Origin of the sequence: Candidatus Merdisoma sp. JLR.KK011, assembly GCF_036941125.1 — a bacterium.
Taxonomy (GTDB): Bacteria; Bacillota; Clostridia; order Lachnospirales; family Lachnospiraceae; genus Laedolimicola.
Genome location: NZ_JAYWSZ010000004.1, coordinates 1,033,570 through 1,047,581, shown reverse-complemented (window position 1 = coordinate 1,047,581; position 14,012 = coordinate 1,033,570). Strand labels below are relative to the sequence as shown.

Annotated in this window: 14 protein-coding genes; 13 read left to right on the top strand and 1 reads right to left on the bottom strand. The window is 43.2% G+C overall.

Features of this window, described 5'->3' with window-relative positions:
• Window positions 1-175: 175 nt before the first annotated feature.
• Window positions 176-1,546: a chromosomal replication initiator protein DnaA gene (dnaA, locus tag VV089_RS18915; RefSeq protein WP_334336999.1), complete on the bottom strand. Its 1,371-nt coding sequence runs from the start codon at window positions 1,544-1,546 to the stop codon at window positions 176-178.
• Between the two features lie 273 nt (window positions 1,547-1,819).
• Here dnaA and rpmH point away from each other — a divergent pair, with 273 nt between their 5' ends.
• From rpmH to serS, 13 genes are all read left to right on the top strand, one after another.
• Window positions 1,820-1,954, top strand: coding sequence for a 50S ribosomal protein L34 (gene rpmH / locus VV089_RS18910; protein WP_334336998.1), 135 nt, complete (start codon window positions 1,820-1,822; stop codon window positions 1,952-1,954).
• Between the two features lie 101 nt (window positions 1,955-2,055).
• Window positions 2,056-2,403, top strand: a complete 348-nt coding sequence (rnpA, locus tag VV089_RS18905) for a ribonuclease P protein component (protein ID WP_334336997.1) — start codon at window positions 2,056-2,058, stop codon at window positions 2,401-2,403.
• Window positions 2,400-2,609: a membrane protein insertion efficiency factor YidD gene (gene yidD / locus VV089_RS18900; protein ID WP_334336996.1), complete on the top strand. Its 210-nt coding sequence runs from the start codon at window positions 2,400-2,402 to the stop codon at window positions 2,607-2,609. The genes rnpA and yidD overlap by 4 nt, the downstream gene beginning before the upstream one ends.
• Window positions 2,610-2,673: 64 nt before the next feature.
• Window positions 2,674-3,945 carry a YidC/Oxa1 family membrane protein insertase gene (locus tag VV089_RS18895; protein WP_334336995.1) on the top strand — a complete coding sequence of 424 codons (1,272 nt, stop codon included), beginning with the start codon at window positions 2,674-2,676 and terminating at the stop codon, window positions 3,943-3,945.
• Window positions 3,946-3,962: 17 nt separating this feature from the next.
• Window positions 3,963-4,901 (top strand): RNA-binding cell elongation regulator Jag/EloR, encoded by a 939-nt coding sequence (gene jag, locus VV089_RS18890; RefSeq protein WP_334336994.1) that lies wholly within the window; start codon window positions 3,963-3,965, stop codon window positions 4,899-4,901.
• 120 nt (window positions 4,902-5,021) lie between these two features.
• Entirely contained in the window at window positions 5,022-6,398 is a 1,377-nt protein-coding gene (gene mnmE / locus VV089_RS18885) for a tRNA uridine-5-carboxymethylaminomethyl(34) synthesis GTPase MnmE (RefSeq protein WP_334336993.1), read from the top strand.
• Between the two features lie 12 nt (window positions 6,399-6,410).
• A complete protein-coding gene (gene mnmG / locus VV089_RS18880; protein ID WP_334336992.1) occupies window positions 6,411-8,321 on the top strand; it encodes a tRNA uridine-5-carboxymethylaminomethyl(34) synthesis enzyme MnmG in 1,911 nt (636 codons plus the stop codon).
• 17 nt (window positions 8,322-8,338) lie between these two features.
• Complete coding sequence (rsmG, locus tag VV089_RS18875) at window positions 8,339-9,055, top strand: 16S rRNA (guanine(527)-N(7))-methyltransferase RsmG (RefSeq protein WP_334336991.1); 717 nt, start codon at window positions 8,339-8,341, stop codon at window positions 9,053-9,055.
• 468 nt (window positions 9,056-9,523) lie between these two features.
• Window positions 9,524-9,694, top strand: a complete 171-nt coding sequence (locus VV089_RS18870) for a hypothetical protein (RefSeq protein WP_334336990.1) — start codon at window positions 9,524-9,526, stop codon at window positions 9,692-9,694.
• 515 nt (window positions 9,695-10,209) lie between these two features.
• Window positions 10,210-10,977 (top strand): ParA family protein, encoded by a 768-nt coding sequence (locus tag VV089_RS18865; protein WP_172540545.1) that lies wholly within the window; start codon window positions 10,210-10,212, stop codon window positions 10,975-10,977.
• 1 nt (window position 10,978) lies between these two features.
• Entirely contained in the window at window positions 10,979-11,890 is a 912-nt protein-coding gene (locus VV089_RS18860) for a ParB/RepB/Spo0J family partition protein (RefSeq protein ID WP_172540544.1), read from the top strand.
• 191 nt (window positions 11,891-12,081) lie between these two features.
• Window positions 12,082-12,603 carry a DUF4446 family protein gene (locus VV089_RS18855; protein WP_172540543.1) on the top strand — a complete coding sequence of 174 codons (522 nt, stop codon included), beginning with the start codon at window positions 12,082-12,084 and terminating at the stop codon, window positions 12,601-12,603.
• Between the two features lie 59 nt (window positions 12,604-12,662).
• Window positions 12,663-13,940 (top strand): serine--tRNA ligase, encoded by a 1,278-nt coding sequence (gene serS, locus VV089_RS18850; protein ID WP_334336989.1) that lies wholly within the window; start codon window positions 12,663-12,665, stop codon window positions 13,938-13,940.
• Window positions 13,941-14,012 lie beyond the last annotated feature (72 nt).

Sequence of the window (14,012 nt, the reverse complement as noted above, 5' to 3'; positions counted from 1 at the left end):
ATATGTTGAAAACAGGTCTTAGGCCTTGAAATAAAAGCATTCTTCAAAAGGACAAGTATGTGAAAAGCCTTCAAAAAGCATGTGGAAAAATGGGTGGGTTATACACAGGCCTTAAGTTATGAAAAGTTATCCACTGCTTATCCAAGGGTTATCCATATGGGGAATGGTATAACTTTTAATTGGGGTAAATTTTTTTCCGTATGGTTTCTATGAGGCGTTCGGTTGCGTCGTTTACCTTCAATTCATTGGAAATTTTTTCGACCCCGTGCATGACAGTGGTATGATCCCTTCCTCCTAAGAGCTCTCCAATCCGCTTGAAGGAGGTTCCGTGATCCTGGCAGAGATACATAGCAATCTGTCTGGGGTAGACAATATCCGCAGTCCGCTTCTTTCCCTTGATATCTTCCGGTTTTACATGAAAATGTTCGGCAACAATATCAATGATAAGCTCCGGCGTAACCTTGCGGCTTTCCCCGGGAGAAATAATATCCTTGATGGCTTCCTCTGCAAGAGGCATATCGATGGGACGCTTTTCCAGTGTGGAAAGGGCGATGAGCCGATTGAAGGCGCCCTCCAGCTCACGGATATTTGATTTTACATTGGTTGCTATGTAGGTGATGATGGCATCGTCAATCTGATATCCCTCTAATTCTTCTTTCTTTCGAAGAATTGCCATACGTGTCTCAAATTCAGGAGAAGAAATATCGGCAATCAGGCCGCATTCAAAACGTGTTCTAAGACGTTCTTCCAAGGTTTCAATATCCTTGGGAGGACGGTCGCTGGAGATGATAATCTGTTTATTTACATTGTGAAGGGAATTGAAGGTATGGAAGAATTCTTCCTGGGTACTTTCTTTTCCAATGATAAATTGTACGTCGTCAATCAGCAGAACATCGATATTCCGGTATTTTTCACGAAATTTTGTCATACCGGTGGGATCGCCGGCACGAAGGGTCTCGATAAGCTCGTTGGTAAAGTATTCACTTGTGACATAGAGAACCTTCATATCCGGGTTGCTGCTTAATATATGGTTCGCAATGGCATGCATCAGATGAGTTTTTCCAAGTCCCACGCCTCCGTGGAGAAAGAGGGGATTGTAGACAATCCCGGGCGTCTCGGCTACTGCCAGGGATGCAGCGTGGGCAAACTTGTTATTGTTGCCTACCACAAAGGTGTCGAAAGTGTACTTTGCATTGATATTGGAATGCTCGGAAATCACATTCATGGGGGCGGATTTTCGGACAGAGTGGGAGACGGGAGCTTCCTTCTTCTTCTGATTCAGAGCATCCGCTTCCTCTTTTGTGATAAATTCTATTTCAAACTTTTCCCCTGTAAATTCTGCAATGGCTACATAAATGGGAATTTTAAATTTGGAATTCAGATAGGTAACCATCTGATCGACCGGTACAATGATCCGTACTGTGTGATCTTCAATGCTGTGTATCTTTAATGGAAGAAGCCAGGTTTCAAAGGATACGTCCGAAAGCTCATGTTCCTTTCGGATATGCTCCAAAATGTCGTTCCATTTATCTAAAATTAAGTTCATTTTATTGTTCTCCTCAATATAACTGTGAAAAAAGCATGATATCCTATATTCAATAATATAACAAATCATTTTTTTAATCAAGAAAAAATAAAAAAATACCGTTTTCCACATATTATCCACAATTTATCCACATATTGTGGATAAGTCAAATTTTTATAACAAGATGAGGTTTAAAATCCGGAAAATGAAAAAAGCCTGTAAATTGCTTGACTTTAAAGGCTTTTCCGCATATAATTAAAACAATGCTTTTTAGAAGAGGAGGTGTTTCGAGAGATGAAAATGACATTTCAGCCAAAAAAGAGGTCCAGAGCAAGAGTTCATGGATTCAGAGCCAGAATGAGTACTGCCGGCGGCAGAAAAGTGTTAGCGGCAAGAAGATTAAAAGGAAGAAAGAAGTTATCAGCCTAGGCCGCATTATGTGGCCTTTTTCCTTAGTCTGCGAATTTTTTGCGTATGATTTTTTGCGTATAGGGGATGTCAAAAAGGCGTTTCCTTAATTTGGAGGACTTATGAAGTATCCTCATTCAGAATCGTTGAAAAAGAACCGGGATTTTCAGCTTATATATAAGGAAGGAAAATCCTGCGCAAACCGTTATCTGGTTCTCTATGTGAGAGAAAACGGTCTTGCAAAGAACCGTCTTGGAGTTTCTGTCAGCAAGAAGGTGGGCAACAGTGTTGTACGTCACAGAATTACGAGACTGGTTCGGGAAAGTTACCGGCTACAGGAAGACATGTTCAATAGTGGTTTGGACATGGTAGTCATCGCAAGGGTAAATGCGAAGGGAAGAAGTTTTGAAGAGATCCGCAGCGCATTGATCCACTTGGGAAAGCTTCAGGGAGTTATCAAAAAAGAATGAAAACCATATTGATCAGATTGATTCAATTTTATCAGAAATATCTATCGCCGATGAAAAGTACCAGATGTCCATATATTCCAAGCTGTTCCCAATATGGATTAGAGGCCGTTAAAAAATATGGGGCTTTGAAAGGAAGTATTCTGGCTGCATGGAGGATTTTGCGATGCAATCCGTTTTCTAAGGGAGGATATGATCCGGTGCCGTAAGATTTCCTTTTGTTTATGAGGTCAGAAGGAGATTTGAGGCAGAAGTTAAAGGAGGATTTTTCTATTGACAAGTTTGTTTTTAACGCAAGATTCCAGATTTATTTTAGGAGATATTGCTAAAATATTAGGCTGGATTATTAATGTGATTTTTGATTTTCTGGATTCTGTGGGGATTGCCAATGTAGGCTTTGCCATTATTTTGTTTACGATTATTGTATATATGCTGATGATTCCCCTGACATATAAGCAGCAGAAGTTTTCCAGAATGTCTATGCGGATGAATCCGGAGATCCAGGCGATTCAGAAGAAGTATAAGGGAAAACAGGATCAGGCGTCTATGCTGAAGATGCAGGATGAGACAAAGGCTGTCTATGCAAAGTACGGCACTTCCCCTACGGGAACCTGTCTGCCTATGCTGGTGCAGCTTCCGGTTCTTCTTGCGGTATATGCGGTAGTGTATGCGATTCCCGCTTATATTGATAAGATTAAGATGGCTTATTATCCTTTGGTAACGGATTTGCTGAATACGGCAGGCGGAAGCGCCTTTATTCAGGGCCTGAAAAGCGCCGCATCTTTTCAAAAGCGTGATTTTGCTTTGGAGAATACCATCATTGATGTTCTGAATAAGGCGACGACTGCTGAGTGGGAGAGTATAGCGGCGGAATTTCCAAGCTTAAGCGGCGTTGTAGAGAGTACACAGCATACGTTAAGCGGTTTTAATAATTTCCTTGGATTAAATATTGTAAATTCACCTTGGTATACCATTAAGGAAAGCTTTTCCGAGGGGAATTATCTGTGGATTATTGTTGCCCTTCTCATTCCGGTATTGGCGGGCTTAAGCCAGTGGTTCAGTTTAAAGCTGATGCCCCAGGCGGGTGCTTCCGGAGACGGCGAGAACAATGAGATGATGCAGTCCATGAAGATGATGAATAATTTCATGCCTCTCATGTCTGTATATTTCTGTGCCATCCTTCCCGTCGGCGTTGGCATTTACTGGATTATGAGCGCAGTAGTCCGTACCATTCAGCAGCTGGTCATCAATAAGCAGCTGAGTAAGATGGATATTGACGAAGAGATTAAAAAGAATATTGAAGCATATAATCGAAAGAGAGAAAAGAACGGACTTCCTCCGGAGCGTCTTAACAGCGTAGCCAGGACAAGCACCCGGAATGTGGAACCGGTAAAACGTGAGATTACCTCCGAGGAACGTCAGAGGGCAATTCAGGACTCTACCGCATATTACAATAAGGGAGCGGCAAAGCCGGGAAGCCTGGCTGCCAAGGCAAGAATGGTAGAGCAGTATAATGAGAAGAACAGCAAGGGCAAGAATAAATAAGAAATGGGGGGTTCACCATGGAATATATTGAAGTTTCTGCAAAAACAGTAGATGACGCTATATTGGAAGCTGCAATTAAATTTGGAACTACAAGGGAAAAGATAGCATATGAAGTCCTTTCCCAGGGAAGCGCCGGATTTCTTGGTATCGGAAGCAAAAAAGCTGTGATCAAGGCTCATGTCCAGACAGAAGAGGAGCTGGAGGCTTCTAAGAAGGCAGAAAAAGAAGTTGAAAAGATTATGGAAAAGGTGAATGAAAAGGCAGCGGAAAAGCAGGCAGTTTCAGAGCCTAAAAAAGAGCCCGAAAAGGAAGTAAAGCCAGAACCGAAAAAGGAGACGGCAAAGGAAGAAAAGCCAGAGGATCCGGTAAATACGGAAAAGGAAGAGAAACCGGAAAAGAAGACGGAGAAAAAGCTGATTGAGATTGATACTGCTCCTGTAGAGGAATTTTTGAATCAGGTATTTGCAGCTATGGAAATGAAGGTTCAGATAACTGTAGACGCCCATCCCCAGGATCGGGAGATTATCGTAGATCTGCAGGGCGAGGATATGGGAGTTCTTATCGGAAAACGAGGACAGACGTTAGATTCCCTTCAGTATCTGACAAGCCTTGTTGCAAATAAGAAGAGTGAGGAATATATCCGGGTAAAGGTAGATACGGAGAATTACAGGGAAAGAAGAAGAGCTACCCTGGAAAATCTAGCAAAGAATATTTCTCATAAAGTTAAGAGAACGAGAAAGCCTGTTTCCTTGGAGCCTATGAATCCCTATGAGCGCCGTGTGATTCATTCTGCCCTTCAGAATGATAAATTCGTATGTACCCACAGCGAAGGGGAAGAACCTTACCGCCGGGTTGTTGTAACTTTGAGGGAAGGGGTGCGCCTGGAGAATTATAACAACGGAGGAAAGAACCGGAATCGATATAACCGCAATTCCCGGGGGCCAAGATCTAAGTAAAAGATATGAAATTATAAAGAAAAGGGGCTGTTGAAAAATAAGTCACCAGGCATTTCCATATCCTGTTGTTTATTTTTCAGCAGTCCTTTTGTTAAAATGGAAAAAGAAGGGAGCCTTTTTATGGATCATGATACGATTGCAGCTATATCCACTGGTATGTCCGGCGGCGGAATCGGAATTATACGCATCAGCGGAAAAGAGGCTTTTTCAATTATAGAACAGATATTCCGATCAAAGAATCCGGAAAAAAGGATTTCGGATCAGTCTTCTTATACCATTCATTACGGAAGTATCTACGATAAGGAAGAGCTGCTGGATGAAGTGATTCTTCTTCTGATGAAAGGGCCTCGCAGCTATACGACAGAGGATACGGTGGAAATAGATTGTCACGGCGGCCTATTTGTTCAGCGCAGAATTTTGGAAACGGTTTTAAAAAACGGCGCGCGTCTTGCAGAGCCTGGGGAATTTACAAAGCGTGCTTTTTTGGGCGGAAGGATCGATCTTGCCCAGGCAGAGGCAGTGATGGATCTGATACAGGCGAAAAATCAGTCGGCCCTGGAGAGCTCTCTTTCACAGCTGAAGGGATCGGTCAGCGAAAAGATAAAGGATTTCCGGAAGCAGATTTTATATGAGACGGCATTTCTGGAATCTGCCCTGGATGATCCGGAGCATATCAGTCTGGATGGGTATGGGGACAGGCTTTCTAAGGTTCTTAATAAGCTTATATTGGAAATTACATCTCTTTTAAATACCTTTGACAATGGAAGAATCCTAAGAGAAGGAATTCGAACGGTTATTTTGGGAAAACCAAACGCTGGAAAATCTTCTCTTTTAAATGTCTTGCTTGGAGAGGAGAGGGCCATTGTAACGGACATTGCGGGCACTACCCGGGATGTTTTGGAAGAACAGCTTTCTTTGAACGGACTGAATCTGAATCTTTTCGATACGGCCGGAATCCGCAAGACGGAAGATCTGGTGGAACAGATTGGAGTTGGAAGGGCGAAGGAACAGGCGGAGGCTTCGGACTTGATCCTCTATGTAGTGGACGGCTCCTGCAGCCTGGATGAAAGCGACGAAGAAATCCTGGAGCTTTTGGAGCATAAAAAGGCAATTGTCCTCTTGAATAAATCGGATTTGAAGATGGCTGTGACAGAGGAGATGATCCGGGAGAAAACAGAATATCCGGTAATTGTCTTATCTGTAAAGGAAGGACAGGGATTGAAGGAGCTGGAAGAAAAAATTCAGGATTTGTTTTTCCAGGGAGATATCTCTTTTCAGGAAGATCTTGTTATAACGAATATCCGCCATAAGAATGGACTGGAGGAAGCAGAGAAAAGTCTTCGGATGGTTCAGAATAGTATTGAGATGGGAATGCCGGAGGATCTCTATACCATTGATCTCATGGATGCCTACACTTCCCTTGGTATGATTTTGGGAGAAGAGGCAGGGGAGGATTTGGTACAGGAGATATTTGGAAAATTTTGTATGGGAAAATAAGAGGTTGAAGAAATGAGTTTAGATGCTGTATATAGAGAGACGTGCCGTGTTGCTGTGGTCGGGGCCGGACATGCGGGATGTGAGGCGGCTTTGGCATGTGCCAGGCTGGGATTAAAGACTATCGTATTTACCGTAAGCATTGACAGTATTGCGCTTATGCCCTGCAATCCCAATATTGGGGGAACCTCCAAGGGACATCTTGTCCGGGAAATTGATGCTCTCGGAGGAGAGATGGGGAAAAATATTGACAGAACCTTTATTCAGTCCAAGATGCTCAATGCCTCTAAGGGACCCGCAGTACATTCCTTGCGGGCCCAGGCGGATAAGGCAGGGTATAGTCAGAGTATGCGGCAGGTTCTGGAAAATACTGGGAATCTTTCGATTATCCAGGCAGAGGTGACGGAGATTCTTACAGAGGAACAAAAGGTTGTAGGGCTTAAGACGTATTCCGGGGCCGTTTATGAGGCGGAGGCTGTGATTCTCTGTACGGGAACTTACTTAAAGGCCAGGTGTATCTATGGGAATGTAAGCAGTGCCACAGGGCCAAACGGATTGCAGGCGGCGAATTATCTCACGGATTCTTTGAAAAAGCTTGGAATTCAGATGTATCGTTTTAAAACGGGAACTCCTGCTCGCATTGATCGCAGATCGATTGATTTCAGCAAGATGGAAGAGCAGCTTGGAGATGAGAGAGTAATTCCTTTTTCTTTTACAACGGATCCGGAAGAGGTGCAGAAGGAACAGGTTTCCTGCTGGCTGACTTATACGAATGAGAGAACCCATGAAATTATAAGAGAGAATCTCGATCGTTCTCCCTTGTATTCGGGTATCATAGAGGGAACGGGCCCGCGCTATTGTCCTTCCATTGAGGATAAGGTGGTGAAGTTTGCAGATAAGAACCGCCATCAGGTTTTTATCGAACCGGAAGGCCTTTCTACCAATGAAATGTATGTGGGGGGAATGTCCAGTTCTCTTCCGGAGGATGTCCAGCATGCCATGTATTCTTCTGTGGCGGGACTGGAACATGTGCGGATAGTAAGAAATGCTTATGCAATCGAATATGACTGTATTGATCCCAGGCAGCTGCTTCCAACACTGGAGTTTCGGGATATTTCCGGATTGTTTAGCGGAGGACAGTTTAACGGGAGCTCCGGATATGAGGAGGCAGCTGCTCAGGGTCTCTTGGCAGGAATGAATGCAGCTATGAAGATTCTTGGAAGAGAGCAGATTATTTTGGATCGCTCCCAGGCTTATCTTGGTGTATTGATCGATGATTTGGTTACAAAGGAAAACCGCGAACCTTATCGAATGATGACATCCCGTGCAGAATATCGTCTTTTGCTGCGGCAGGATAATGCGGATCTGCGGCTTACGGAAATCGGATATAGGGCGGGGCTTATTTCGGAGGAGCGATATCAGTCTGTGTTGGAGAAGGAGAGACAGATTCAAGATGAGATTGTACGGGTAGAGCATGTGAATATCGGCACGGGGAAAAAGGTACAGGAATTACTGGAGCAGGCCAAGAGTACTCCTCTTAACTCCGGTTCTACTCTGGCGGAATTGATTCGGCGTCCGGAATTGAATTATGATCTTTTAGCTCCTTTGGATCCGGAACGTCCTATGCTTGCCAGAGGCGTTGCAGAACAGGTAAATATCAATATTAAGTATGAGGGATATATTAAGCGGCAGCTGAAGCAGGTGGAGCAGTTTAAGAAGATGGAGAAGAAACGGATTCCGGAAGATTTTTCTTATGAGGAAGTACCAAGTCTTCGGATTGAGGCAAGACAGAAGCTGGAACAATACCGGCCTGTTTCGATTGGCCAGGCTTCCCGTATTTCCGGGGTTTCGCCGGCAGATATTTCGGTACTTTTGGTTTTTATGGAGCAGCAGAAAAGACGGCATGGTACGGAACATGCTGAGTAAGAAAATAGGTGGGGCAGATGGAAGATAAGTTTCGGATGATTGAGGATTCTTTTCGAAAGCTGGATATGTGCTTGACGGATAAGCAGGTGGAACAGTTCTTGCTTTATTATGAGCTTTTGGTGAAAAAGAATAAGGTTATGAATTTGACGGCTATTACGGAATTTCCGGATGTGGTTTGCAAGCATTTTCTTGATAGCGGGATGATTTGTAAGGTAATGGAACTTGAGGGAAAGTTGATTGATGTGGGGACTGGGGCAGGATTCCCTGGAATTCCCCTTAAGATTTTGTATCCGGATTTGCAGGTTGTTTTGCTGGATTCTTTGAATAAGCGTGTGAAGTTTTTGGATGATGTAATTCGGGAGCTTGGGCTGCAGGGGATTGAAGCTGTTCATGGACGGGCGGAAGATCTGGGTAAGCGGAAAGATTATCGGGAGCAGTTTAATGTTTGTGTTTCCAGAGCAGTGGCTCATTTGTCTTCGCTGGCGGAGTATTGTATTCCTTTTGTTAAAGTTGGGGGATGTTTTGTGGCTTATAAGTCGGGAAAGGTGGAGGAGGAATTGGAGACGGCGGATAGGGCTGTTTGTGTGCTTGGAGGGGAGTTGGAACAGAAGGTTGATGTGGTGATTCCGGGGACGGATATTTTTCGGAGTGTTTTGAGAATTCGGAAGGTGAAGGAGACGCCGGGGAGGTATCCTAGGAAGGCGGGGGTGCCGGGGAAGGAGCCTATCTCTTGAAAAAGTTTCACGTGAAACATTTGTGAAGTGGGTTTTCTTTTTAAAAGGTGTTAAATGTTTTTGTGGAGGATGTGGTGTTGTGGGAGATTTAATTTGGGGTTTGATAGGGGGGTGGATGTTTTGGAAGGGGCGGCCCTCCTCCCCTCCGCCGGGACGGTTTTGAGTTTTGCATTTTGCGTTAAATATTGGGTTCGGTAGTTTTTAAAAGATACTGAATGTTTTCAAATGATGATTGGTGGGTGAATTGTTTATTTCCGCAGGCAATGAACAAGCGCCTGTGCCTGCACAAGTATTTGGCGAATACCGCAATGGTCAATATTAGATGCTGTTTTTGAAGGAAAGATTATTCCTTTGTATCATCAGGATATTATAACTGAGTATGATGAGATTCTTCATAGAGAAAAATTTTACCTGCAGAATGAAATAATACAGATTGTTCTTGATGCAGTCAGGCAGTAAGGAGTCGAGATGTTTCCACAGCCTACAGGTGCGGTTTTGATTGATATGGATGATCTTCTATTTTATGAAGCAGCTATGGAAAAGCGGAGTGATGATACCTGCTTAGTTACAGGGAATCAGAAACATTATCCTTTTAGAGATTTTATTGTTACTCCAGCAGAAATGGCAGCGGATTATTGAAGCAACGGAAAAATTGATTTGCGAAGCTTCTGAGTTCTTTAGTGAAAATTGCATTTTTTGATTTCTATGTGTTAGTTATTATAAAGGGGATTATGCTCTGATTGGTGGATTCCCTGTGTTCTAGTGAAGTATGTTACTGGACACATAGTTTAATAGTAATAGTTAAATGTCATTGTTTCACGTGAAACATTGTGGATTTGATATTTACATTGAAAAAATATGTGCTATAATAAATTAATACGGAATTTTGTAATTACTGCGAAAATTAAATTATTTTGCGGTTTGCTATATTGAAGGCTTTATGCTTGATGAATTATTTATTTCCGTGAGCAATGAGCCAAGTGCTATGTTTGCATGAGTATTTGGCGAATATCGCGAGGGTCAAATATTCCACAGCTTGCTGTACTGCAAGTTTGATGTCCTATCAGTTTGCTATAGGGTATTTGGCTTGTATTCATGGAGCTCTTTGAATGAAGATATAGATGTTTCACGTGAAACATGGAAAGGAATTACTTATGGGAAGAGTGATAGCGATTGCTAATCAAAAGGGTGGTGTTGGGAAGACTACTACAGCGATTAACTTGGCGGCGGCTTTGGCAGAGAAGAACAAGCAGGTTTTGCTGATTGATATTGATCCGCAGGGGAATGCGACGAGTGGCGTAGGAGTGGAAAAGGAGAAGCTGGAGTTTACAATTTATGATTTAATTCTGGGGGAAACTCCTATTCAGAGTTGTATTGAGTTTACGGAGTTTGAAAATTTGTCATTGATTCCTTCGAATGTGGATTTGGCTGCGGCTGAGATTGAGTTGATTGGAATACAGGAGAAGGAGTATATTATTAAGAAGGAAGTGGACAAGATTAAGGATAAATATGATTTTATTTTGATAGATTGTCCTCCTTCTTTGAATCTCTTAACAATCAATGCTATGACTACTGCGGACACGGTGCTTGTTCCGATTCAATGTGAGTATTATGCTTTGGAGGGTTTGAGTCAGCTGATACATACGATTAATTTGGTTAGGGAGCGGTTGAATCCTTATCTGGATATTGAGGGGATTGTGTTTACAATGTTTGATGCCAGGACGAATCTTTCTTTGCAGGTGGTTGAGAATGTTAGGGCTAATATTAAGCAGAGGGTATATAGCACGATTATTCCAAGAAATGTACGTCTGGCGGAGGCACCCAGTCATGGATATCCGATTACAATATATGATACGAAGTCAGCGGGGGCGGAGAGCTATCGGGCCTTGGCAGAGGAAGTTATGAACAGGGAGGAAGGTTGAAGTGGCAAGAAAAGGTGGATTGGGAAAGGGTCTGGATAGTCTGATTCCTGAGACAATTAAGACAAGCCAGCCGGAAAAGGAAAGGATTGTCGAAAAGGTTGTAGAGAAGATTGTTGAAAAGCCCGTTGAATTGAAGGTGAAAATCTCAAAGGTTGGACCGAACAAGGAGCAGCCGAGAAAGCAGTTTGATGAGGATGCTTTGGTGGAGCTGTCGGATTCGATTCGTCAGTTTGGTATTATACAGCCGCTGATTGTTCAGGAGAAGAATGGATTTTATGAGATTATAGCGGGAGAACGAAGATGGAGAGCCGCAAAGCTGGCCGGACTGAAGGAAGTTCCTGTTATTGTGAAGAAATATACGGATATTGAGGTTGTGGAGATTTCTCTGATTGAAAATATTCAAAGGGAAAGCCTCAATCCTATTGAGGAAGCGGTTGCATATAAGCGTCTTCTGGAGGAGTTCCATTTAAAGCAGGATGAGGTGGCGGAACGGGTATCCAAGAGCAGGACTACGGTTACGAACTCTATGCGTCTGCTGAAGCTGGATGAACGGGTACAGCAGATGGTGATTGACGATATGCTTACAACGGGACATGCAAGGGCTTTGCTGGGAATCGAGGATCCGGAGCTGCAGGCAACTACGGCGGCAAGAGTTTTTGATGAAAAACTGAGTGTCCGGGAAGTTGAAAAGATTGTTAAGGATATCCAGAAGGGAAAGACAGAGAAGAAAAAAGAAACGGTTGTACAGGATTTTATCTATACGGATCTGGAAGAAAAGATGAAGGCTGTGATCGGGAGTAAGGTATCTATCAATCAGAAGCCGAAAGGGAATGGGAAGATTGAGATAGAGTATTACTCTAAAGATGATTTGGAACGGATTATTGATTTGATATTGAATGTCTCTCATACATAATTGAAACTTTTACGATTCGTGCTGTGTCGAAGCGACTTTACCCTTTAGTGCTGTCGCGCAGCGACTACAAATAGTAACATCCCTCAAAGTGCACAAATCAATTTGCAGACACATGGGTTTTTGGCTGAAAATTGATTTCATATCCGTGTGCTTTGAGGGATATTACGGAACTACAATAGGAGGAAAAGTCTGTGAAAAGCCCGATTTTAGATTACATTTATCAATATACGGGAATTGATCCTGCATACTATTTGTTTGCCATGGCGGCTCTTATATTTATTCTTCTTATATTAATTATTGTGATATTATGTAAACAGAAAAAACTGCGGAAGCGGCTGGATGTCTTTTTACAGGGAAAGGACGGAGAAAACTTAGAGGAAATATTTCTTTCCTGTATGGAGAAGTCTGCAATTGCCAGTAAAGAGAATAAGGAGCTGCAGGAGGAAATAAACCTGCTTAAACGGATTCAATGCATGACTTATCAAAAAATGGGAATGGTAAAATATGACGCATTCCGTGAAATGAGCGGAGAATTGAGTTACGCCGTGGCTCTGCTGGATCAGGAGGAAAATGGATTTATTATTAATTCGGTCTATGCCAATGAGGGAAGTTATTCTTATATTAAGGAGATAAAGAAGGGCGGAAGTGAGATTCCACTGTCTGAGGAGGAAGGAAAGGCATTAAATAAGGCAAAAAACAAAAGCCAGGCTTGAAAAATAAAGAAGAGTGGTATATGATGAAAAGGCAGAACAGATAAAAGGAGATTACAAGTATGTTAGATATAAAGTTTGTGAGAGAAAACCCGGAGATTGTGAAGCAGAATATAAAGAATAAGTTTCAGGATCAGAAGCTTGCACTGGTAGATGAGGTCATTGCCCTGGATGTGGAAAAGCGCGGGGCCCAGCAGGAGGCAGATTCCCTGCGTGCAGCCAGAAATAAGCTTTCCAAGCAGATCGGCGCACTGATGGGACAGGGAAAGAAGGAAGAGGCAGAGGAAGTAAAGAAGCAGGTAGCCGCACAGGCAGATCGCCTTGCTGCTCTCTCTGAGAAGGAAAAAGAGTTAGACGAAAAAATCTTAAAGATTATGATGACCATACCGAACATCATTGATCCCAGTGTTCCCATTGGAAAGGACGACAGTGAGAACGTGGAAGTACAGCGGTACGGCGAGCCGGCGGTGCCTGATTTTGAGATTCCTTACCATACGGATATTATGGAGAGATTTAACGGCATTGATCTGGACAGTGCCAGAAAGGTGGCCGGCAACGGATTTTATTATCTTATGGGAGATATTGCACGGCTTCACTCTGCAGTGATCTCTTATGCCCGGGATTTTATGATTGGCAGAGGCTTTACTTACTGTGTGCCTCCTTTTATGATTCGCAGTAATGTAGTGACAGGCGTTATGAGCTTTGCAGAGATGGATGCCATGATGTACAAGATTGAAGGTGAGGATCTTTATCTCATCGGTACCAGTGAGCATTCTATGATTGGAAAATTTATTGACACCATTCTCCAGCCGGAGAATCTGCCTCAGACATTGACAAGTTATTCCCCCTGCTTCCGAAAGGAGAAGGGAGCTCACGGTCTGGAGGAGAGGGGCGTATATCGGATTCACCAGTTTGAAAAGCAGGAAATGATCGTAGTCTGCCAGCCGGAGGATAGCCCTATATGGTTTGAAAAATTGTGGCAGAATACCGTAGATCTGTTTCGGTCTCTGGATATTCCGGTTCGTACTCTGGAGTGCTGCTCCGGCGATTTGGCGGATCTGAAGGTGAAGTCTGTGGATGTGGAAGCATGGTCTCCCAGACAGAAGAAATACTTTGAGGTGGGAAGCTGTTCAAATTTAGGAGATGCCCAGGCCCGCCGGCTGAAAATCCGCATCAATGGGGAAAAAGGAAAGTACTTTGCGCATACACTGAATAATACAGTAGTTGCGCCGCCCCGGATGCTGATTGCATTTTTGGAAAATAACCTGAATGAAGACGGAAGCGTCAGCATTCCCGAAGCCCTTCAGCCCTATATGGGAGGACAGAAGGTAATCCAGTAAGCGAGAAATTGTTTAAAGTATGTGGATAAGTGTATGAATATGTGGATAACTACGTCGATTTTTGACGGCAGT